Consider the following 20088-nt stretch of genomic DNA (forward strand, 5'->3'; position numbering starts at 1 on the left):
CTCGTACCGTCGCGTCGTGATTCACACTGCGATCCATTACGAATGTGGGCATAAGGATACCGGTCCGCCGGTTCGATCACGCGGACCGGTCGCATCCGCAGTCGTTTACTACCCGGGGGTCGAACGGCCGGTATGGCTCGCCAGCCCACGCAGGAGACCGTGAAGCCGGGCGTTCGCGTCGGTGTACGAACCCGAAGCCTCTCGCCCGATCGTCTGGGGTTCATCCGCCAGCTCGGCGCGACGGACATCTTCGTCGACCACGCCGACACCGAGGAGGAGCCCGACGACTTCAACGACCGCGACGGCACCGCCACCCTCGCGGTCGGCCGCGACGCAATTCCGACGGTCGAGGAACTCACCGCGGCGCGCGAGCGGATCGAGGACGCCGGGCTCCGATTCACCGGGATCCAGTCGCTCCCGTACTCGCTCTACGGCGACATCATGTTCGACCGCGACGGGAAGGAGGAGGCCCTCGACCAGATCACGACCCTCGTCGAAAACCTCGGCGAGGCCGGGATCCCGATCCTCGGCTATCAGTGGAACCCGCGAGGTGTGGTGCCGATGCGAACCGAGTCGGTCGAACTCCGCGGCGGGGCCGACGGCACGGGCTTCGACCTCGACGAGCTGGAGGGCTTCGACGATACGGATGGGTTGGCTCCCGGTCTCGATCGGGCCTACACCGAGGACGAGTTCTGGGAGAACTACGAGAACTTCCTCGAAACCGTGCTCCCCGTCGCGGAGGAGGCCGGCGTCCGCATGGCGCTCCACCCGGTCGACCCGCCCGTGATCGAGGAGCTCGGCGGGATTCCCCGACTCTTCCGCAACGTCGAGAACTTCGAGAAGGCGATGGAACTCGTTCCGAGCGACAACCACGGCCTCAAACTCTGTCTCGGCTGCTTCTCACAGATGGGCGAGGACGTCACTGAGGTACTGCGACGGTTCGGAGAGGAGGACAACATCGTCTTCATCCACTTCCGGGACGTGGTCGGGACGGTCCCGCGCTTCCACGAGACGTTCGTCGACGAGGGCAACTTCGACACCGTCGAGGCGGTCCGCGTGCTCGAAGCGATCGGCTACGATGGCGTCGTCATCCCGGACCACGTTCCGATGATGACCGGCGACGACGACTGGCGACACCGCGCCCGGAGTTTCACGATCGGCTACCTCCGTGGGGTCGTCGACGCGGTCGAATCGGAAAGATAGAACGTCTCGACCTGATTTCGACGGTGAACAGTTATCCGACGAGCCGGTCGATATCGTCGTCGAGTTGAGCGTAGAGCTCCTCCGCGCGCGCCTCGTCCTCGGCGGAGAGCGAGCGGATCGGGTCGCGGACGTTCCCGCCGTGGAGACCCGCGAGTTCGAGGCCCTTCTTCACCGCGGGCACGCTGATCGCGTCGGGAATCTCGTTGTTTTGCCCGGTTTCGGTCCGGAAGTTCTGGTAGGGCAGACACGCGTTCTTCAGCGCCCGCGCGCGGTCCCAGTCCTCCTCGGTGAGCGCGTCGAACAGCGCGAGCCCGATCTCGGGTCGGAAGTTGCTCACGCCAGCGGAGAAGCCCTCGGCCCCCTCGACCCAGAAGGAGAGCGCGTGGGGCTCGGCCAGCCCGTCGACCCAGACCACGTCGTCGGCCCCGGCCTCGACGCCCGCCCCGAGTTTGACGGCGTCGGGGATCGCGTACTTGATCCCCACGAGCCCGTCGACCCGGGCGAGGTCGTCGAGGTAGCTCACCGACGGCTCGAAACCACGAACGTAGGGCACGAGCGGCGTCTCCGTGTTCGCCGCGAGCTTCTCGTAGTACCGGAGCAGGCCCTGCTCGTGGATGTAGGTGAAGTCCGGCGGCATCACCATCAGCGCGTCGACGCCGATCCGGTCGTACGCCTCGACCAGTTCGTGGGCTTCGGTGAGGTTACCGCCGACACCGGCGAGCACGCAGGCCGAGGAGGGAAGCGCGTCGACGGCGGCTTCCGTCACGGCGATCCGTTCGTCCACCGAGAGGGTGTGGTACTCGCTGATGTTGGCCGCCGCGAGGAACACCCCGACCCCCGAATCGGAGAGGGATTCGACGTTCTCCGCTAGCTTCCCGAACTCGATCCCCTGGTCCGCGTCGAACGGCGTGAGCACGCCGGTCGCGACGCCGCGCAGGGACTCACGAACCTCGGTCGATGAGAGTGGCATACATCTACTCTTCACCGTAGAAGGCATAAAACCGTCGTTGGACGGCGATCGGTGGGTCGTTTCCGTGACGAGAACGGTCAGGCGAACTTGGTGTTGATCTCGATCACGTTGGTCGTACGCGTGAGCGCCTCGACCAGCTCCCCCTCGATCCGGTCGGCCGTCATCCGGCTCACGGGGCCCGAGAGGCTGACGGCACCGAAGACCTCGCCCGCCGCGTCGGTGACGGGCATCGCCATACAGCACAGCCCCTCGATGTTCTCCTCGTCGTCGAGCGCGTAGCCCCGCTCGCGGATCCCGTCGAGATGGTCGAAGAACGCCGAGCGGTCGGTGATGGTGTTGGCGGTCTTCGCGGGCATCCCGTGGTCGTCGAGGATCGCGTCGACCCGCTCGTCGGCCATCCGGGCGAGCATGGTCTTGCCGAGCGAGGTCGAGTGCATGTACTCGCGTTTGCCCGCCGCCGACGCCGTCTGGACGTCGCTCTCGGCGTCGGCCTTGTAGACGTAGGTCACCCAACCGTGTTCCTCGGTCGCGAACTGAGCTATCTCTCCGGTTTCGCTCGCGAGGTGCTGGAGCTCGTCGGCGATGACGTCGTAGTTGCCAATCAGTTCCTTCACTCGATTCGCCGTGTCGAGGTAGCGGAGGCTGAGACGGTACTCACCCTCGTCGTTCACCACGTACTCGCACTCGTCGAGGGTGGTGAGATGACGGTGGACCGCCCCCTTCGCCATCCCGACTTCGTCGGCGATCTCGGTGACGCCCGCTCGGCCACGTGTTTGAAGGATATCGAGGATCTCACAGGTGGTTCGAACCGCCTCGACCGTTCGCCGCGTCTTCTTTGACATACCGGTATATCCGAGTGGGTCTGCATAAGTCTTGTTCCCGATGTGAGAACGGTAGTCGAGTTCGACTCGAAATAGTCGTCTCGGTTCTCAGCATTCCACGATCGTAACAGGCATACTACTGTGACAACAACGAAGGATCGAGCGGCTGACCGTGGACGACCGCAGCCGTGAAACGACATCGATCCCGGCGTCGGTGTTCCCGTCGGTCGTCACTCGTCGGCCGAGAGCCACGACCCCGCCTGGGGTTCGTCCTGTGCGGTGGGAACTTCGATCAGGGTCGGTCCGTCGCGGTCGAGGGCGTCCTCGACGGCGGCGGTCAGCTCCGCGGTGGTCTCGACGCAGGTGGCGGCCATGCCGAGCGACTCGGCGACTCCCGAGAACGAGGCCGGCGAGCCGGCCCACGCGTACTCGTCGGCGGCGAGTTCGTACTCCCGGCCGGCCTCGGCGCTGATGATCGCGTAGTCGTTGTTGTTCGCCACGACGACGACCACGGGGATCTCCTCGGCGACCGCGGTGTGGAGCTCGTGGAGACACATGAACAGCCCACCGTCGCCGATCAGCGAGACGACGGGTTTGTCGGGTTCGGCGACCTTCGCGCCGATCGCGGCCGGGAGTCCACAGCCCATCGAGGCCCACGAACCGTTGTGGACGTACTCGCGGTGGTCGTAGGCCTCGAAGGCCACCGCGGCCCAAAGTCGAAACCCGCCCGAATCGCCGGTCGCGACGGTGTTTCGAGGGAGCGCCTCCCGGAGGGTTCCGAGCACGCTCGCGGAGGTGAAGGGCGCTTCGTCGACCGCGAGCGCGGCGATCCGGTCGGCCTTCGCCGCACGGACCGCGCCCGCGCGTTCGGCCCCCGATCGCCCGGTATCAGCCTGTTCAGGGTTCCCGGCATCGGCTTTCAACTCCTCGGCGAGCGCCGCGAGCGCCTTCTTCGCGTCGGCGAGCAGGGCGACCGAGGGCTCGTAGCCCGAGCCGAAGTCGCTCGGGTCCATCGTGACGTGGACGAGTTCGTCGGGGAGGTCGTACGACCAGTGCTGGGTGGTGACGGCGTCGAAGTCGGTGCCGACCGCGAGCGCGGCGTCCGACTCCTCGAAACACTCGGCCAGCGCCGCGCTCGACCCGCTCGACATGATGTCGGCGTAGAGGTCGTGATCCTCGGGGATCACGCCCTTCGCTTTGTAGGTCGAGGCGACGGGCGCGTCGAGCGACTCCGCGACCGTCAGAAGTTCGTCGGTCGCCTCGGCGGCGCGAACCCCGTTGCCGCCGATCACGACGGGGTTCGCGGCCGAACGGAGGCGGCCGGCGACGTCCTCGATCGCCGCCGGGCTGACCCCCGGCGGGTCGGCCGGTTCGTGCGAGCCGACCTCGGCCTGCGGGGCCTCCATTCGTAAGAAATTCTTCGGGATCCCAACCCGAACCGGCCCCTTGGGATGGGTGGTGGCGACCTCGACGGCGCGTTCGACCTCGGCGGCGACCGATTCGGGGGTCTCGACCAGCACGTTCTCCTTCACGAGATTGTCGTAGGTGTCCGGCGGGGTCTCGTGGATGCCGCCCTTCCCCCGCACCTCGGGTTCGGTCTCGATCGAGAGGTGGACCATCGGGGTGCAGTCGTTGAGCGCGTTCCGGAGGCCGTTCGCGGCGTGGAGGTCGCCCGGTCCGGGGATCACGACGGTCGCAGCGGGCGTACCGGAAGCCTCGGCGTAGCCCCAGGCCTCGTGGGTGACGGCGGTCTCGTGACGGGCGCAGACGAACCGGAGGTCGTCCCGTCGGTCGACCACCTCGTTGAGCGGGAGCGTCTGGGTCCCCGGGACGCCGAAGAACGTATCGACGCCACGCGCGAGCAGCCGGTCGACGAGTACCTCGCTGACGGTCATGTGCGCACGTTTTGCGGTACGGGAGTTAAGCGTATTCATCACCCCGCTCGCGAACCGTCGTCCCCGTCCACGGTGTTCTCCACGCCCGAGGAAGGCCGCCACCCGGTCGTCTCGGTCCCGGTCGCCCGCCGTCGGTACCGGCCGCTGACCACGCGATCGAGATGGAATTTACCCGAGATATTAGACTGAGATCATTGATCCTCTCCGGTCGGTACGGTATCCAGCCCCATCCGGTAGTACGCGTCGTTCTTCCGTCCACGACCGATCTGGAACCCCTCGGTGCTTTTTTCGAACGCTATCGACGATTCGCCCCCGATACGGGTTCGAAGTTCGATTTCTGTCGTGTGCCCGATTCGATATCGAAAGTCGCAGGGCACGACGGTTCGAGCCGGCCGAGGTTGTCTCAATTAATTCAGTCTGATACCGATCGTTTTCCGGACTCGCTACACTACATCGAACGGTGTCGCCGGAGTCGTTTCGCCGAGTGCCGGCGGGTCGACGTCACGCGCGACTGGTCGCGACTCGGGAGCGGGTCGTCGGGTGTCTCGGGGTTACTATATACCTGCGCGCCGTCGTCGGCCGTACTCCATGACCACTACTTCACCGAACGCGCGGCGGCGGCTCGCCCGCGAGTGCGTCACGGCGGGTATCGAGGCGGCCCACCCGGAGCGGGTGGTTCACGATGCCGTGACGCTCGACGGCGACACGCTCCGGATTCGGGAGACGACGTTCGACCTCGCGACCTACGACTCCGTGACGCTCCTCGGTGGCGGGAACGCCGCCTCGCAGGTCGCCGCCGCGGTCGAGGACGTGCTGGGCGAGCGGCTCGACGGGGGCATCGTGGTCACCGACGACCCCGCGGAGACCGACCGCGTCGAGGTGCTGCGGGGGGACCATCCGGTCCCGAGCGAGCGCGGTGTCGAGGCCACCCGACGGCTGCTCGACGCCGCCGATGCCGCGGGCGAGGACGACCTGGTTCTCGCGGTCGTCACCGGCGGTGCGAGCGCGCTCCTCACCGCCCCCGCGGGCGAGCTCTCGCTCGACGACCTTCAGGCGACCACCGACGGGCTCCTCGCGAGCGGCGCGCCGATCGGCGAGACTAACGCCGTCCGGAAGCACCTCTCGGACCTCAAGGGTGGACGGCTCGCCCGCCGGCTCGCACCCGCGCGGGTGGCGACGCTCGTCTTCAGCGACGTCGCCGGCGACGACCTCTCGGTCGTCGGGAGCGGCCCCGTCGTGCCGGATCCATCGAGCTACGATGACGCACGCTCGGTGCTCGACGACTACGGGGTCGAGGTGCCGAACGCGGTCCACGACCATCTGGAGCGGGGCGTCGACGGCACGGACGACGACACCCCGGGGACCGACGACGCGGCGTTCGACCGGGTTGGAACCCACCTGCTCGCGACCAACCGGACGGCGGTCGACGCCGCGAGGGACGTCGCCGCCGACGCGGGCTACGAGCCGCTCGTGCTCTCGACGACCGTTGTCGGGGAGGCCCGCGAGGCCGCGAAGACCCACGTCGCGGTCGCCGAGGAAGCCCTGACGACCGGCGACCCGGTCGAGCCACCCTGTGTGGTGCTCTCCGGCGGGGAGTGTACCGTCACCGTCGCGGGCGACGGGACCGGTGGACCGAACCTCGAGTTCGCGCTGTCGGCGGCGTTCGACCTCCCGCCCGGCGCGACGCTGTGCGCGGTCGACACCGACGGACGCGACGGCGCGACCGACGCGGCGGGTGCGGTCGTCGACGCCGAGACCGTTTCCGACCGTCGGGCCGCGGCGCGTGCGCTCCGCGAGAACGACGCCTACCCCGTCCTCGAATCCCGCGACGCGCTCGTCGAGACCGGGGCGACGGGAACGAACGTCAACGACCTGCGGGTGCTCGTCGTCGGTTCGGAATAACCGTTCGCACGGTCGATCCGACCGGGATGGGAAGGGCTATGTGTCGGGCCCCGTATCCGCCTGCATGGCAACGATGCGCTTTCGCGACCCGGCCGGTTCGATTCGCACGGGTACGCCGACCGACGACGGCGTCGAGTTCGGTGGCGAGCACTATGGCCTCGACGAGGTCGACGTCCTCGCACCGTGTGACCCCTCGAAGATCATCTGTGTCGGCCTCAACTACGAGGACCACGCCGAGGAGGAGGGCATGGACCTCCCCGAGCGCCCGCTGCTCTTCCTGAAGCCGCCGAACGCGGTCTCGGGCCACGGCGACACCGTCACCCTCCCCGAAGGAAAGGAAAAGGTCGAACACGAGGCCGAACTCGCCGTCGTGATCGGCGAGCAGTGTAAGAACGTCGCGGCCGAGGACGCCATGGACGTCGTCGCTGGGTTTACCTGCGCCGACGACGTCTCGAACCGCGACGACCAGCGCGTCGAGCAGAACTGGGTTCGCGGCAAGGCCTTCGACAATTCCTGTCCGCTCGGCCCGGTGCTCGCCGACCCCGAGGACGTCCCGGACGACGCGAGCGTCGAACTCCGGCTCAACGGCGAGACCGTCCAGTCCTCCTCGCGCGCGGAGTTCGTCTTCTCGGTGCCCGAACTCATCGAGGAGATCACCCAGTACATGACGCTCGAAGCGGGCGACGTTATCATCACCGGCACGCCCGCCGGCGTCGGCGAACTCGAAGACGGCGACGAGGTCGAAGTCGAGGTCGAGGGTGTCGGCACCCTCGAACACACCGTCGCGCGATAGCCGGCACCGTTTCGAACGAACCCGGTGCGGACGGGCGTTCGCTCGGACCGAAGTGGACCGTCGTAGCTGGAGGACATCGCGGGAGCGGCCGGCGTGCACGGACGAACTCGACCGCGAGCAGCGTCCGGCGGAGACGAACGGTCTTGTCGATCCGCCGATACATCAGCCACCACTTATGTTCACGAATTAAATGTTTCGTGACTATTTCAAATATGTGGTGCTTGGGTCGAGGCTGGAACATCGATCGTCGCACGCCTCCGTCGATCGGCGGGGCGGTGAACCCGAATCGGCGTGTCGGCTTCCCACGACCGGCCCCCCTCGATCCTATTCCGATTCGTGTCCCGTGACCTCGTAGCCGAGGTCGTTGACGGCCTGTTCGACGTAGCTACCGGTGGTCGTATCGTCGGTCGCGAACGCAACGAGCCCCGTCTCGTGGTCGGCAGTGACGTCCGTGACGTCGTCGATGGCCTCGATCTCGCGTGTGAGAACGGCTTCGCAACCCCGGCAGGTCATCCCGTCGATGGAGAGTCGGTGACGCACCATACCCACCGTACGTATCAACTCCACATATATGTTCGAGATATTGTAGTTCGACGAACTGGTCCCGTGGATCGTTCCGCCGGTCGTCGACGTGGCGAAGCGTGGTCGGGGCCCGAACCGAAGCCGAGTCTCACTCGATCGCCTCGCCGCAGTGGGGACACCGCGACGGCTCCGTGTCGTCGTGGATGAACCCCGAGGCGAGGATGCTCGCGGGGAGCGCGACCAGGCCGGTGCCGAGCACGGCGACCAGCCCGCCGAGGAGCTTCCCGAGCGGCGTCACCGGGTAGACGTCGCCGTAGCCGACCGTCGTGAGCGTGACGACGCCCCACCAGAGCGCCGCCGGAATGCTGGAGAACGCCTCGGGCTGGGCCTCGTGTTCGACGAAGTACAGCAGGCTCGACGAACAGACGACGAGCAGTGTTGTCCCGCCGAGCGCCACGACCAGGTCGTCGGTCTTGCGACGCAACACGCGCTCGAACCGGGCGACCGAGTCGGAGTAGCGCACGAGCTTGGCCAACCGGAAGAACCGGACCAGTCGAAACCCCCGGAGGAGACGGCCGTCGCCGCCGAACAGCGTGATCCCGACGTAGAACGGGGCGATCGCGAGGAGGTCGACGAGACACTCGGGGCGGGCCATGAAGCGGAGCCGGCCGAAGACCGGGTGGTCGTAGCCGTCGGCGGCCGTCGCCGACCAGACCCGGAGGCCGTACTCGACGGTGAACACCCCGACCGAAACCGCGTTGAACCGGTAGAGGAGTCCTCGATACCGGTCGAACACCGGGTCGACCGTTCCGAGCGCGACGGCGACGAGGTTCGCGACGATCAGCCCTGCGATGAAGACGTCGACTGCTCCCGCCACTCGGCCGCCCTTCCCGACCGTCAGGAGCCGGTGAGTCGTGCGTTTGGCCGCTCGGTAGCCGGAGGCGATCCGAACCACTGGAGGCTACGGCCCGTGGTTGGCCTTGTGCTCACGGTAGAGCACGCCGGTGAACAGCGCGAACGGCACCAGCCCGGCCACCGCCAGCCCCATGCCGACCACGAGGATCAGTGGGAGATCCGCGTGGATGATGAAGTAGCCGAGCACGCTGACGCCGGCCCCGATGAACGCGACGACGCTCCCCAGCGCGAGCCCGAAGCTCCACTTCCGAACCCCCCATTCGAGGTTCTCGGAGTTCCGGAGCATCTGGATCAGGACGGCGATCGGCGGGATCGTCAGCGCCACCAGCTGCAGGAGTTTGAGCGCGATGTTGGTGTTCATTGGCGGTGCTCCGTGGTCGTCGGTCGTGTGAAGTAGGTCGTCATTGGTCAGCGTTCGATGATGGTTCCGTCCGCCCCGACGGCGACGTCGGTCGTGCCGCAGGCGACGGCGAGCAGGTCGGCTTCGACCGGGGAGTCGAGCCGACACCAGCCCCGGTCCGGGGTTCGTTCGTGGATCGTACCGCCCGCACCGACCGCGACCGCACCGTCGTCCGACCCCGCGGGCCGGGCGAGCCCGTGAACCGTCGCCTCGCCGACCGCGACGGGCGTCCAGTTCCGACACGGTCGGTCGTAGCGGTAGAGCCGCCCGTCGCCGCCGGCGACCAGCAGCGACCCGCCGGCGGCGGACAGGTCGAAGAAGTTCACCTCGGCGTTCTCGATCCCGATGCGATGCCAGCTCCCGTCGACCCGTTCGAGCACGGTGCCGCTCGTATCGGCTGCGTAGAGCGACGACCCGTCGGCGGCGAGCGCCGCGATCGTCGAGCCGCCGGCGGGCTTGGTGACGTCGCCGTACGAGGGACAGCCATGGTCGTCGCACTCGATCGGGAGCACCTCGCCAGAGCCGTTCGCGACCGAGAGGCGCTCCGTGTCGGTTCCGGCGACCGCGAGCGCCTCCCAGGTGCTGGTCTTCCCCATCGGGGCACTGAAATCCTCCTTTCGACCGGTTTCGGTGTCGTAGCGCCCGAGCGCGCCGCTGTCGCCCGCGAACCAGACCCGGTTCCGGTCGGCCGTGGCCGCGGCGCAGGTGAGTCGGTTCCCCCGGGTCGCGGGGCCTGACTCGACGAGGGGGTGCCAGCCCGACTCGTCGCGTGCGAGCACGAGACCGCCCTCGCCGACCGCGACGGGGCCGGCGGCGGTCTCGGTGACGGCCAGTAGTGTTCTGTCGGTCGGGGACTCGACCGCCCGCCACTCCCCCCGATTGGTCGTGGGATCGCTCACGACGACCCTCCACCGAGGAGTACGGACCGGTCGACGGGAGTCACTGCGGTCCCCCGAACAGGATCGTGCCGAAGCCGGCTGCCACGACGGCCGTCACCGCCCACGCGACCAGGCCGACGCCGACCGCCGTCGGTGGGTTCGCCCCCGTTCGGTGGCCGACGACGCCGATCCAGGCCGCGGGCGAGAGCAGCGGCCCGACGACCGGGATCCAGCCGAACAGGAGCGTGAGGAGCGCCGAGAGGGCCGCCCCGATCCCGGCGGTGGCGAACGCCGCTCGCAGACCTGGTTTCGCGCGGGTCGCGCCGAGCGGGACCCCGAGGTAGACCGCGACGCCGCCGACCCCGACGCCGACGACGAGGCTCACGACCGCGCCGAGGAGGCCGTTCATCCCCCGTCACGTCCGGTTCCCTCGGTTTCGAGCGCGAGGAGGCAGCACTCCCCCCACGCGGTGTGGGATTCGAGCCGGTCGCGCGCGGCCGGGCTCACCCGGTAGGCGTTCGTCCGGCCGTCGACCGGGCGCTTCTCGACGAGACCGTCGTCCACAAGGTCGCGGAGGTTCTGGTAGAGACGGCCGTGGTTGATCGCCTCGCCGTAGGTCTCCCGGAGGTGCCGTTTGACGTCGGTGCCGCTCGGGTTCGACCCGTCGAGGCTGATCAGCACGAACAGGATGTCGCGCTGGAAGCCCGTGAGATCGACGAGCGGCCGCGGGCCGTCCGGGGTGTCGAGCATCGATTCGTCGCCGGTGTCGCCGTAGTCGTTCACTGACATAGTGGTCACGACGGCTGGTGCCGTCGACGGCGCGCCCGGGGCTCGAACCCGGTCGCCGGCCTGGTTACCGGTCGCGGTGGGTGGGGCGGTCGGCGGGGTCGTCCTCGGCGTCGGTGTCGGGGGCCTCGGCCGCCAATCGTCGCTCGAACGCCCGCCACTCGCGTGTCAGCCCGCCGTTCTCGCGGAGGTCCCAGACGTCGGCCGACTCGACGACGGGACCCGCACGCCACGAGGCGACCACGTTCCAGACCCAGAGCACCTGCGCGAAGCCGATGAGGAACGCGCCGAGGGTGATCACCTGGTGGAAGCCGGCGAAGCGGACGGGATAGGTCGCCATCCGGCGCGGGAGCCCCGCCGCCCCGAGCGCCAGCATCGTGAGGAAGGTGACCGCGACGCCGACCGTCGTCAGCCAGAAGTGCGCCCGTGCGAGGGTCGGATCGAACAGCCGCCCGGTGAAGAGCGGGAACCAGAAGTAACACGCCGCGAACAGCGCGAACACCACCATCCCGACGAGAACGAGGTGAAAGTGGCCCACGACGTAGTAGGTGCCGTGGTAGACGAGGTCCACCGGAACCGCCGCGAGGAAGACGCCGGTGACGCCGCCGAGAACGAAGTTACCGATCGCCCCGACGCAGAACAGCATCGGGACGGTGAGCCTGATGTTCCCGCCCCACATCGTGGCGAGCCAGTTGAAGACCTTGACCGCGCTCGGGAGCGCGATCGCGAGCGTGACGGCCATGAAACTCGCCCGGATCCGGGGGTCGATGCCCGTCGTGAACATGTGGTGGGCCCAGACCCCGAAGGAGAGCACCGCGATCGCGAGCGTCGAGTAGACGATGTACTCGTAGCCGAACAGCTCTCTCCCGCTGAACTTCGGGATCAGGTGGCTCAGGATCCCCATCGGCGGGAGCGCGAGGATGTAGACCTCGGGGTGGCCGAAGAACCAGAAGAGGTGCTGCCAGAGCAGCGGCCCGCCGCCCTCGACGGCGAAGAAGGTGGTTCCCAGGTTCCGGTCGGCGAGCAGGCAGACCAAGGCAGTTCCGAGCACGGGGAAGGCGACGAGCACGAGGCCGCTCGTGGCGAGCATCGTCCACGAGAAGACGTCGAGGCGGTGCCAGCCGACCTCGCGTTCGGCGACGACCGTGACGGCGAGGTTCGCCGCGCCGAGCATCGTGGCGACCCCGCTCAGGTGGAGCCCGAGCAGCGTGCAATCGAGGCCGACGTTGGTCGAGACCGTCGAGAGCGGCGGGTAGAACGTCCAGCCGGTCGCCGGCGGGGTGATCGAACCGACCCCGAACACGTCGGCGACCGTCCCGGCACGCACCAGGAGGAAGGCCGGCGGGAGGAGCCAGAATGCGACGGCGTTGAGCCGTGGGAAGGCCATCTCGCGGGCCCCGACCAGCGATGGCACCACTCGGTTCGCCAGCCCGAACGTCACCGGCGTGACGAACAGGAACAGCATCGTCAGGCCGTGGGTGGTGAACAGCTCGTCGTAGGTTCCCGCCTCCCAGACGTCGGCGGCCGGGGTGAGCAGCCCGGTCCGGAGCAGGAGCGCGTCGAGGCCGCCGAGCAGCCCCGCCGCGACCCCGAAGACGACGTACAGCACGCCGATGTCCCGGTGGTCGAGGGTGGTGAGCCACCCGAACGCGCCGGGAAGCGTGCGACGGTCCACGTCGGTCGGCGATTCTTCGCGGGTCATCGGTCGTCAGGTCGACTCCACGGGCCAGGTGGCCCCCACGAGGAACTCGCGCACCCCGACCGCGCCGACCACGGTCGCGAGGCCGAACGCGAGCGTCGGGCTCGCGGCGTAGACCACCCCGCCGATCAGGGCGGTTGGAACGCGAACCGCCGCCCGGAGCAGTCGGTAGCGGTCGACATCGTCGGCGTCGAGGGTCGATTCGACGGCGCGCCGACCGAGCGGGAGCCCGGCGTGGTAGAGGCCGAACGCCGCGAACAGCGCCGCGACGACCGCGGGGTTCGCGGGCGCGGCGACCAGTGCGACCGGGAACAGCGCCGCGACGAGGAGCAGTGCCGTCGCGACGCGCTCACGGCCGAGCCGGTCGGCGAGGTGGTCGAGCGGGCGGGGGGCGACGAGCGCGACCAGGGTCTCGGCCAGCAGGCAGAGCCCGAAGAACGCGTCGGGCCGGAACCGAAAGCCGAGCAGTACGATGTCGATCCGGAGCACGCTCGTCACGGTGATGACGAGGAACACCGACACCATCCCGACCGCGAGCGCGACCAGGGTCTCGCCGAGGGCGAGCTGGCGCGACGCGCGCGGCAGCGAGCGGAACGCGGCGAGCGCCCCACGGAGCCGCCTGCGGCGAGCGGTCGACGGCTCGCCGGACGTGCTGGACAGCACCCCGGTCGTGGAGTCGTCACGGACCGCGAGGAACACGGCGGTCGTCAGCCCGAGCCCGGCCGCGAGCCCGAGCACGACCTGGATCGCGGCGCGCGCCGGCGAGACCTCGACCAGCACCCAGACCAGGGCCAGGAGGCCGAGCAGGATGGCGGCGTACCGCGAGGCCCGGTCGTGTCGCAACGCGTGCGGAACGCGTTCGGCGACGTGCCGTGGCACGACCGCGTCGAGGCCGATACCGAGGTCGAAGGCGGGCCACAGCCCGACGAGGAACAGCCCAACGAACACCAGTGTCGTGGGTCGGCCCGCCCCGACCTGTGGGACGAGGAGCCAGCAGACCAGGCCGAACGAGGCGAGCCCCGCGAGCACCGGACCGGCCAGCGAACCGAGCCGGTCCAGTCCCGCATCGAGCGCGGGGTACACCAGCCCGGCCAGGGCCGCGAGGCTGCCGAAGAGACCGATGAACAGCGGGCCGTTGCCGAGCAGCCGGAGGTACTCCGGGGCGTACCGGAGCGCCGCGAAGACCGCGACGTCGAAGCCGACGACCGCCGCCGCGGCCGCAGTGCGACCGGTCACGATATCGAGGTGGTCGGGATCGGTGCGGCGGCGGGTGCTGTCGGGTGTCATCGAGTGAGGTCAAAACGGCGTCGTCGTGTCGGTCGGAAACGGTTCGGCGAGCGGCGATACCGGACCGAGGGTCAGTCGGTCCGGTCGAGCGCGCGCTTGCAGCGCTCGACCGCGTCGGTGATGGTCTCACGGAGCTGTGCAGCCGTCGAACGAAGTGGGTTCTCTTGCATGGGTTCAGGAGTCGTCGGATTCTCGTCAGTCGGTCAGCGATTCGATTCTCGGTCGGTTTCCGGTCGATACTCGGTCGTCGTCGGGTCGACGACGGCCGCGGGCAGCTACCGGAGCTCCCGCCCGGCCGTGTAGAGCGCGGCGCAGGCGTCGTAGACGGCGACGAGCGCCAACCGAACCGCGCCGGCGATGGTCGCGACGCCGCCGCCGACCGACCGCGCGCCGTCCCCGAAGGTACGGCCCGCGGTCGCGAGGTCGGCACCGAACGCGCGGCTGATCCGGGCGAGGAGGCCCCCGGCGTCGAGCGCGGTCTCGCCCGCCCGCCACACGGCGAACGGCAGCGACCGCACCGCCGCCTCCAGTCGCTCGGGGCCGTAGGTCATGTAGAGCTGCCAGACGAACACCGGCGTGAACACGAGGTTCAGGATGGTGGTGTACTCGCCCGACAGCGTGCCGCCGACGGCGGACTGAGTAGGGATCAATCCGAGCCCGCCCATCAGGTAGTGGACCGCGATACCCGCCACGACCGCCGCGAGCGCCAGCGACCCGAACAGCACCACCGCCATCCGGGTTCCGTAGTAGCGCCGGTAGGTCCTCGCCAGCGGCGGGATGATGAGGTCGGCGTAGATGAACGAGAGCACGCTCCCGAACGGGAGGCCGTTGGTCCAGAGCACCAGCGCGAAGGGGACGTTCCCGACCGAGCACATGAACGTCACCACGCCGATCCCCACCGCGAGCAGCGTCGCGACCACGACGGACGCGAAACCGTGCTCGGCCCCGAACAGCGTGCCCCACCACGCGCTCGGAACGAACGCGCCGATGACCCCCGCGAGGACGAACCCGAGCGCGATGTCCGTCCAGAGCATCTCCCACTCCTTGACGGTCTTCGCGCACGCGGCGTCCCAGCCGTCGATGGTGAGGAGCTTCCGGCTCCAGGGGACGTCGTCGCCGTCGACGTCGTCGTGCTGGCTCTCGTAGGCCCGCCGGCAGCCGCCACAGCAGAAGTACCTCGTTCCGCCGGTGGTTTCGAGGGTCGCGGTGTCGTCGTCGGTAGGGTCGGCCGCCATCCCGCAGGCCGCACAGGTCGTCTCCTCCACCTCGTGGAGGTGTTCGCGCGCGGCCTCGAACCAGCTCGCCGGGACGACGTGCCGAAAGAGCGTGACGAGGACCGCGATGGCGATGATCCCGCCGAGGTACTCCCCGACGACGAACTGCCAGCCGAGCAGCACCCAGAGGACTAACCCGAGTTCGATCACGAGGTCGGTGCTCGCGAACATGAACGCGCCGAGGCTCGCGGTTCCGGACGCGCCCTTCTTGAACAGCGACTTCGCGGTGCCGACCGCGGAGTACGAACAGCTCGAGGAGGCCGCGCCGAACAGCGAACCCAGCGCGACCTCGCGTCGGCCGTCGCCGCCGAGGAGCTCGGTCATCCGCTGCTCGCTCACGAACACCTCGACGACCCCGGAGATGGTGAACCCGAGCACGAGCGCCCACCACGTCTCCCAGGTCATCCCGGCGATGCGACTCAACGCGTCGACGACGGTGGCAGTGACTGACATCAGTGGCGCTCGGGGAATAGGTCGACCCGCCCGGGGCGAGTCGTCGGTTTCGAATCGGTTCGGTAGCTGTCTCGCGATCCACGCCCATCGGTTCGCGTCGAACGGGGTCCGCGGTCGCGGGACTTCCGATCGAATCGGGATCGCAGAAATCGCTGGATAGCGGCCCGCGAGTCATCCGCGTTCGGCGGCTCGAACGCGTCGTCTCGGGTGGGCGTGCATCGTTGCGTAGATTCTCGGGTGTAATAAAACGTTGCGATCGTCGATATTTTCGTCACGTCGGCGCGGGCCGTCCTCACGCGAAGTTCTCCAGAACGGTTCCATCGGCACCGACGGCGACGTCGGCGTACTCGACGGTCCCGAGCGCGACGCCGTGGAGTGTCGTCGAGACCGGTGTCTCGGACGTCGTCCACTCGGTGCCGTCGGCCGCCACGACCGTGCCACCGGGGCCGACGGCGACGCCGCGACCGCCACGGCGGTCGACCGCGTGGAGCGCGTTCCCGACCGAGGCGACCGCGAGCCAGTCGTACCCATCGTAAACGAACACCGAGCCGTCGTCGCCGACGGTCGTGACCGTCTCCGCGTCGAGCATGGCGACGTCGTGCAGGGTCGTGCTCACGTCGTCGATGCCCACCGACCGCCACTGGCCGTTCGCGGAGCCGCGGTAGACGCTCCCGGTCGAGTCACAGAGGTAGCTCGCCCGCGGGCGGGCGGCGATGGCGTCGGCGCTGTCCCCGCCGGAGGGTTTCGTGACGGTGCCCCACCGAACGGACTCCCCGGAGACGCGGCCGGGGAGGAGCTCGCCGGAGCCGTTGAGGAGGAGAACGCGCTCGTCGCCCGCGCGGCCGACGACCGCGACGTCCGCCCACGAACTCGTCTTCCCCTTCGGGGCGGAGTGGTCGGTGATCGCCTTGCTCCGGACGTCGTAGCGCCCGACCGCACCGCTGTCGCCGCAGACCCAGACCCGCTCGCCGTCGCCCGTCGTAGCCGCGCCGGTGAGGCCGTTGCTCGCGTTCCCGGGTCCGCGCTCGACGACCGTCTCCCAGTCGTCGTCGGTGCGGGCGAGCACGCGACCGCCCTCGCCGGCCGCGACCGGGCCGCGGCCGGTGAACACCACGTCGCGGAGCGCTTTCCTCGTCGGGGAGGAGACCCGTTGCCAGCCGTGGGTGGTGGTCGAACCGCCCAGACAGCCCGCGAGACCGACCGTGACGCCGCCCGCGAGCGCGAGCGCCGCCCGGCGCGTGTAGCCGTGAGCGGTGTCGGGACTCATGGGCGCTCCCGCGAGGAGTCCCGGAGGGCCTCGATGTAGTCCGGGGTCTCGCCGCGCGGCGTGAACGCGCCCGGCGCGGCGGTGCGTTTCGCGATGGTGGCGATCCGGACGATGAAGGCGAAGAAGACCGCGAAGGGGAGCGAGGCCACCCCGAGCGCGGCACTCACGACGAACAGCATCCCGGTGCCGTAGCCGCCCGCCGGAACCCCGTTGGCGAACAGCAGGACCAGGAACAGCGAGACGAGGAACGCGGCCATTCCCGTGTACGCGATCAGCCGCGAGAGCCGCGCGAGCTCCTGTTTGATGTAGAGCGCCTTGAAGTACTGCCGGATGACGTCCATCGAGACGAAGAGGTCGCGGAGGTCGGCGAGGAGGTCGTCGGCGCGCTCGGGGAGCTCGTACTCGGTCTGGATCCGGCGCGCCTCGTTGACGTTCTCGGAGTAGCCGTCGCCCATCATCGGCAACAGGACCTCCATCAGCCGGAGGCGGTCGCCGTCGAGGCGGCCTTCGAGCCGCGTGGTCGCGGTGATGACCCGCCGGGCGTAGCGCTCGATACGGATTTCGAGCGCCTCGTCGCCGATATCCGTGCAGGCGCGTTCGAGTTCGGCGGCCCGCTTCGAGAGCACGCCGTTGGCGAGCGCCGCGAATCGCCCGGGGTCGGTGGGGCTCACCGCGGTGCCGGGGAGGCGGTCCTCGATGGTGGCGCGAAAGGCCGCGATGCCGTGGATCTGTTCGCGGAGGTCGTCGGGCGTCCCGAAGAGCTGGGAAATCGTGAGCTGGTTGACCGCGATGATGATCGGGACGAACGAGAACAGCCCCGCGATCACGGTGGTGAAGATGCTCGTCACGAAGTCGCTCCGGTCGATCCCGAACACCCCCGTGAGGCTCAGCCCGAACGCGACGACCACGATGCCGCCAACCAGCCCGCCGACGATCGTCCAGCGTCTGCCTTCGAGCAGGAACCACCGCTGAGCACGGATCCGTCGCTCGCGTTCGGTGAGGAACGAGACCGCGAGCCGCCCGCCTATTATCACTAGTCGCCCCGCAAGCCAGAGGAGCTCGACGAGGAGCGTCGTGACCACCCGAACGACGGGGTAGAGCGATTCGAAAGTGAAGCGGTTCGGTTCGTCGGTGTCGGTCGTGTCGTTCGCGTCGCTGTGCGTCGGTTCGGTCGGTCCGGTCGAACTCGTCCCGTTCGTCGAGTCCGCTGGTTGGATGTCGTCGGTCATAGGTAGGGAACTATCGCGATGAGGTCCGCGAGGCTGCCGGTCGCGAGGTGGGCGAGGAAGGTCACCAGCGCCACCACCGCCGCCGCGAGCACGACCGCGCGGCGCAGCATCGTGCTCCGGGCCTTCCGGAGTTCGGACCAGCTCCGTGGGTGGTAGCCGAGATACCAGAGACAGATGATCGCCGCGAGGTTGATCGAGAGCACGTTCAGGAGGACCACCGCCATGGAGCCGACGACGGCGGTGGGTCGACCCCACGCGATACCGACGCCGACCACGCCGAGCGGCGGGATCATCGCGGCGGCGATCATCACGCCGACCAGCCCGATGTTGGCGGAGGTCGAGAGGCTGATCGCGCCCGCGAAGCCCGCGCTCAGCGCCACCACGACGAGCAGGAAGCTCGACGCGGTGTAGTTGCTGAGGCCGAGCACCGCTTCGAGGTCGATGCCGGTGGGGACGAGATGCGTGGTTCTGACGACCAGCGCGAACCCGACCGCGCTCGCGACCGCGACGGCCGCGCCGAGCGCCTGGAACTTCAGGCTCCGGACGAAGAGCTTCTGGTCGTCGATCACGGTCGCCACGGAGGTCGCCATCGGCGGGCCGATCAGCGGCGCGATCACCATCGCGCCGACGAGCACGGAGACCGATTCGAGCATCACGCCGCCCGTGGCGACCACCGCGCTCACCGCCGTCAGAAGCGAGTAGATCGCCGGGTCGGGGATCAGGTCGGCGGCCTTCGAGTGGAGTTCGCCGCGCGAGATCCCCTGGTGGCCCAGCCCCTCGACCTGCTCGAAGCGGTCGTCCGAGGGCCCAAGTCGCTCTGAGGTGACGGTCTCGGGTTCGACGACCACCGTGTACATGTCCGCACCGAGGTCGAGGTTCGCGAGTTCGGTCTGGATCGGTTCGACGGCGTTCGCCGGCACCGGAAACGAGACCGTCGCGGAGGTCTCCGGGTCGTCGGTTCGGTCGGAGACGGTGTAGTCCAGGTCGTTGTCGTCGAGTACCTCCATCACGGTCTCGCGGGTCGAGCGCGACATCGTGATCACCTCGACGAGCCGCATGTCCTTGCGCGCCACCGGGCTCACACCCCCCGGCCGCGCGCCCGTCGGTCGGGGGCGCACGGCCGTCGTGTCGCGTGATTCGTTTCGATCGTCGTGACTTGTCGTTGTAGTGATGTATGCATGCATCGGGGAGAACATCGTGCCGCGCCCGCCGTCATCGGGCGGGCGTGGCGTCCGGGTCGTCGGCGTCGTCCGGGTCGGAGCCGTCGAGCTCCGATCCGTCGGTCGTTCGTCGTCGATACAGCAGGTAGAGTGCGAGTAACAGGCTCACCATCGGTCGAAATGCGTCACCGGTCGGTGGGTCACCCGGGCGGTCATCCGCAGCCGCTGCGTCGGCCCGGTCCGTAACGCCCATCGACGGCGGGGGCTGAAAAACACCGTCGGCCGTCCGCCGCGACAGTCAGTCCCGCCGGACGGAACACCGGTTCTCGTGCGAGGTCGCGGGCTCTCAGGGCTCCCGGTCGGACTCCATCTCGATCTCCGTGACGCCGTCGGAAGCGGGCTCGACGGGTTCGAGCAGCGACTTCACGGCTTCGAGGGTTTCGAGGCGGTCGCCCACCTCGGCGAGGAGAGCTGCGCGGCGCGCGCGAAAGCGGGCCTCGGTGTAGCCTTCGGGGTCGTCGGGTTCGTCGAGCAGGTCGACCAGCTCCGTGAACAGCTCGCGCTCGGACAGCCGCTCCGGCGGCGTCTCGGGTGGGTTCATGGTCGATTTTACGCACGAATCCCGACGACTTCG

At 68.9% G+C, this 20088-nt stretch carries 19 protein-coding genes; 3 read left to right on the top strand and 16 right to left on the bottom strand.

The window, feature by feature from the left end; translation table 11 throughout:
- The first annotated feature begins 132 nt into the window (after positions 1-132).
- Positions 133-1203, top strand: coding sequence for a mannonate dehydratase (locus GT355_RS10860; protein ID WP_160134657.1), 1071 nt, complete (start codon positions 133-135; stop codon positions 1201-1203).
- Positions 1204-1234: 31 nt separating this feature from the next.
- Here GT355_RS10860 and GT355_RS10865 read toward each other — a convergent pair whose 3' ends face one another.
- From GT355_RS10865 to GT355_RS10875, 3 genes are all read right to left on the bottom strand, one after another.
- On the bottom strand, positions 1235-2173 hold the full coding sequence (locus GT355_RS10865) for a dihydrodipicolinate synthase family protein (RefSeq protein ID WP_160134658.1): 939 nt from the start codon (positions 2171-2173) through the stop codon (positions 1235-1237).
- A gap of 77 nt (positions 2174-2250) precedes the next feature.
- A complete protein-coding gene (locus tag GT355_RS10870; protein ID WP_160134659.1) occupies positions 2251-3015 on the bottom strand; it encodes an IclR family transcriptional regulator in 765 nt (254 codons plus the stop codon).
- A 209-nt stretch (positions 3016-3224) separates the two neighbouring features.
- Complete coding sequence (locus GT355_RS10875; protein ID WP_160134660.1) at positions 3225-4889, bottom strand: thiamine pyrophosphate-binding protein; 1665 nt, start codon at positions 4887-4889, stop codon at positions 3225-3227.
- Between the two features lie 588 nt (positions 4890-5477).
- Between GT355_RS10875 and GT355_RS10880 the strand changes: the two genes are divergently transcribed.
- Positions 5478-6791, top strand: coding sequence for a glycerate kinase type-2 family protein (locus GT355_RS10880; protein WP_160134661.1), 1314 nt, complete (start codon positions 5478-5480; stop codon positions 6789-6791).
- A gap of 64 nt (positions 6792-6855) precedes the next feature.
- The gene (locus GT355_RS10885) at positions 6856-7584 is read left to right on the top strand and encodes a fumarylacetoacetate hydrolase family protein (protein ID WP_160134662.1); all 729 of its coding nucleotides are present in this window, start codon (positions 6856-6858) and stop codon (positions 7582-7584) included.
- Between the two features lie 324 nt (positions 7585-7908).
- Here GT355_RS10885 and GT355_RS10890 read toward each other — a convergent pair whose 3' ends face one another.
- The 13 genes from GT355_RS10890 to GT355_RS10950 all read right to left on the bottom strand — a co-directional run bounded on the left by GT355_RS10890 (position 7909) and on the right by GT355_RS10950 (position 20055).
- Complete coding sequence (locus GT355_RS10890; RefSeq protein WP_192928005.1) at positions 7909-8127, bottom strand: heavy-metal-associated domain-containing protein; 219 nt, start codon at positions 8125-8127, stop codon at positions 7909-7911.
- 127 nt (positions 8128-8254) lie between these two features.
- Positions 8255-9061 carry an ion transporter gene (locus GT355_RS10895; RefSeq protein WP_160134663.1) on the bottom strand — a complete coding sequence of 269 codons (807 nt, stop codon included), beginning with the start codon at positions 9059-9061 and terminating at the stop codon, positions 8255-8257.
- A 6-nt stretch (positions 9062-9067) separates the two neighbouring features.
- The gene (locus GT355_RS10900; protein ID WP_160134664.1) at positions 9068-9382 is read right to left on the bottom strand and encodes a hypothetical protein; all 315 of its coding nucleotides are present in this window, start codon (positions 9380-9382) and stop codon (positions 9068-9070) included.
- Between the two features lie 47 nt (positions 9383-9429).
- Positions 9430-10320: a WD40/YVTN/BNR-like repeat-containing protein gene (locus tag GT355_RS10905; RefSeq protein WP_160134665.1), complete on the bottom strand. Its 891-nt coding sequence runs from the start codon at positions 10318-10320 to the stop codon at positions 9430-9432.
- A gap of 40 nt (positions 10321-10360) precedes the next feature.
- Positions 10361-10708: a hypothetical protein gene (locus tag GT355_RS10910; RefSeq protein WP_160134666.1), complete on the bottom strand. Its 348-nt coding sequence runs from the start codon at positions 10706-10708 to the stop codon at positions 10361-10363.
- Positions 10705-11088: a PadR family transcriptional regulator gene (locus tag GT355_RS10915; protein ID WP_160134667.1), complete on the bottom strand. Its 384-nt coding sequence runs from the start codon at positions 11086-11088 to the stop codon at positions 10705-10707. The genes GT355_RS10910 and GT355_RS10915 overlap by 4 nt, the downstream gene beginning before the upstream one ends.
- Before the next feature lie 64 nt (positions 11089-11152).
- Entirely contained in the window at positions 11153-12787 is a 1635-nt protein-coding gene (locus tag GT355_RS10920) for a cbb3-type cytochrome c oxidase subunit I (RefSeq protein WP_160134668.1), read from the bottom strand.
- A gap of 6 nt (positions 12788-12793) precedes the next feature.
- Complete coding sequence (locus GT355_RS10925; protein WP_160134669.1) at positions 12794-14071, bottom strand: transporter; 1278 nt, start codon at positions 14069-14071, stop codon at positions 12794-12796.
- A gap of 275 nt (positions 14072-14346) precedes the next feature.
- Complete coding sequence (locus GT355_RS10930; RefSeq protein ID WP_160134670.1) at positions 14347-15798, bottom strand: permease; 1452 nt, start codon at positions 15796-15798, stop codon at positions 14347-14349.
- Between the two features lie 292 nt (positions 15799-16090).
- Positions 16091-17065: a hypothetical protein gene (locus GT355_RS10935; protein ID WP_160134671.1), complete on the bottom strand. Its 975-nt coding sequence runs from the start codon at positions 17063-17065 to the stop codon at positions 16091-16093.
- A complete protein-coding gene (locus tag GT355_RS10940) occupies positions 17062-18294 on the bottom strand; it encodes a DUF7972 family membrane protein (RefSeq protein ID WP_160134672.1) in 1233 nt (410 codons plus the stop codon). The genes GT355_RS10935 and GT355_RS10940 overlap by 4 nt, the downstream gene beginning before the upstream one ends.
- Positions 18291-19367, bottom strand: a complete 1077-nt coding sequence (locus tag GT355_RS10945) for a TIGR00341 family protein (protein WP_240145778.1) — start codon at positions 19365-19367, stop codon at positions 18291-18293. Before GT355_RS10945 ends, GT355_RS10940 begins: the two co-directional genes overlap by 4 nt.
- 433 nt (positions 19368-19800) lie before the next feature.
- On the bottom strand, positions 19801-20055 hold the full coding sequence (locus GT355_RS10950) for a hypothetical protein (RefSeq protein ID WP_120073918.1): 255 nt from the start codon (positions 20053-20055) through the stop codon (positions 19801-19803).
- Positions 20056-20088 lie beyond the last annotated feature (33 nt).

It is taken from the genome of Halococcus salsus, from assembly GCF_009900715.1.
Lineage (GTDB): Archaea > Halobacteriota > Halobacteria > Halobacteriales > Halococcaceae > Halococcus > Halococcus salsus.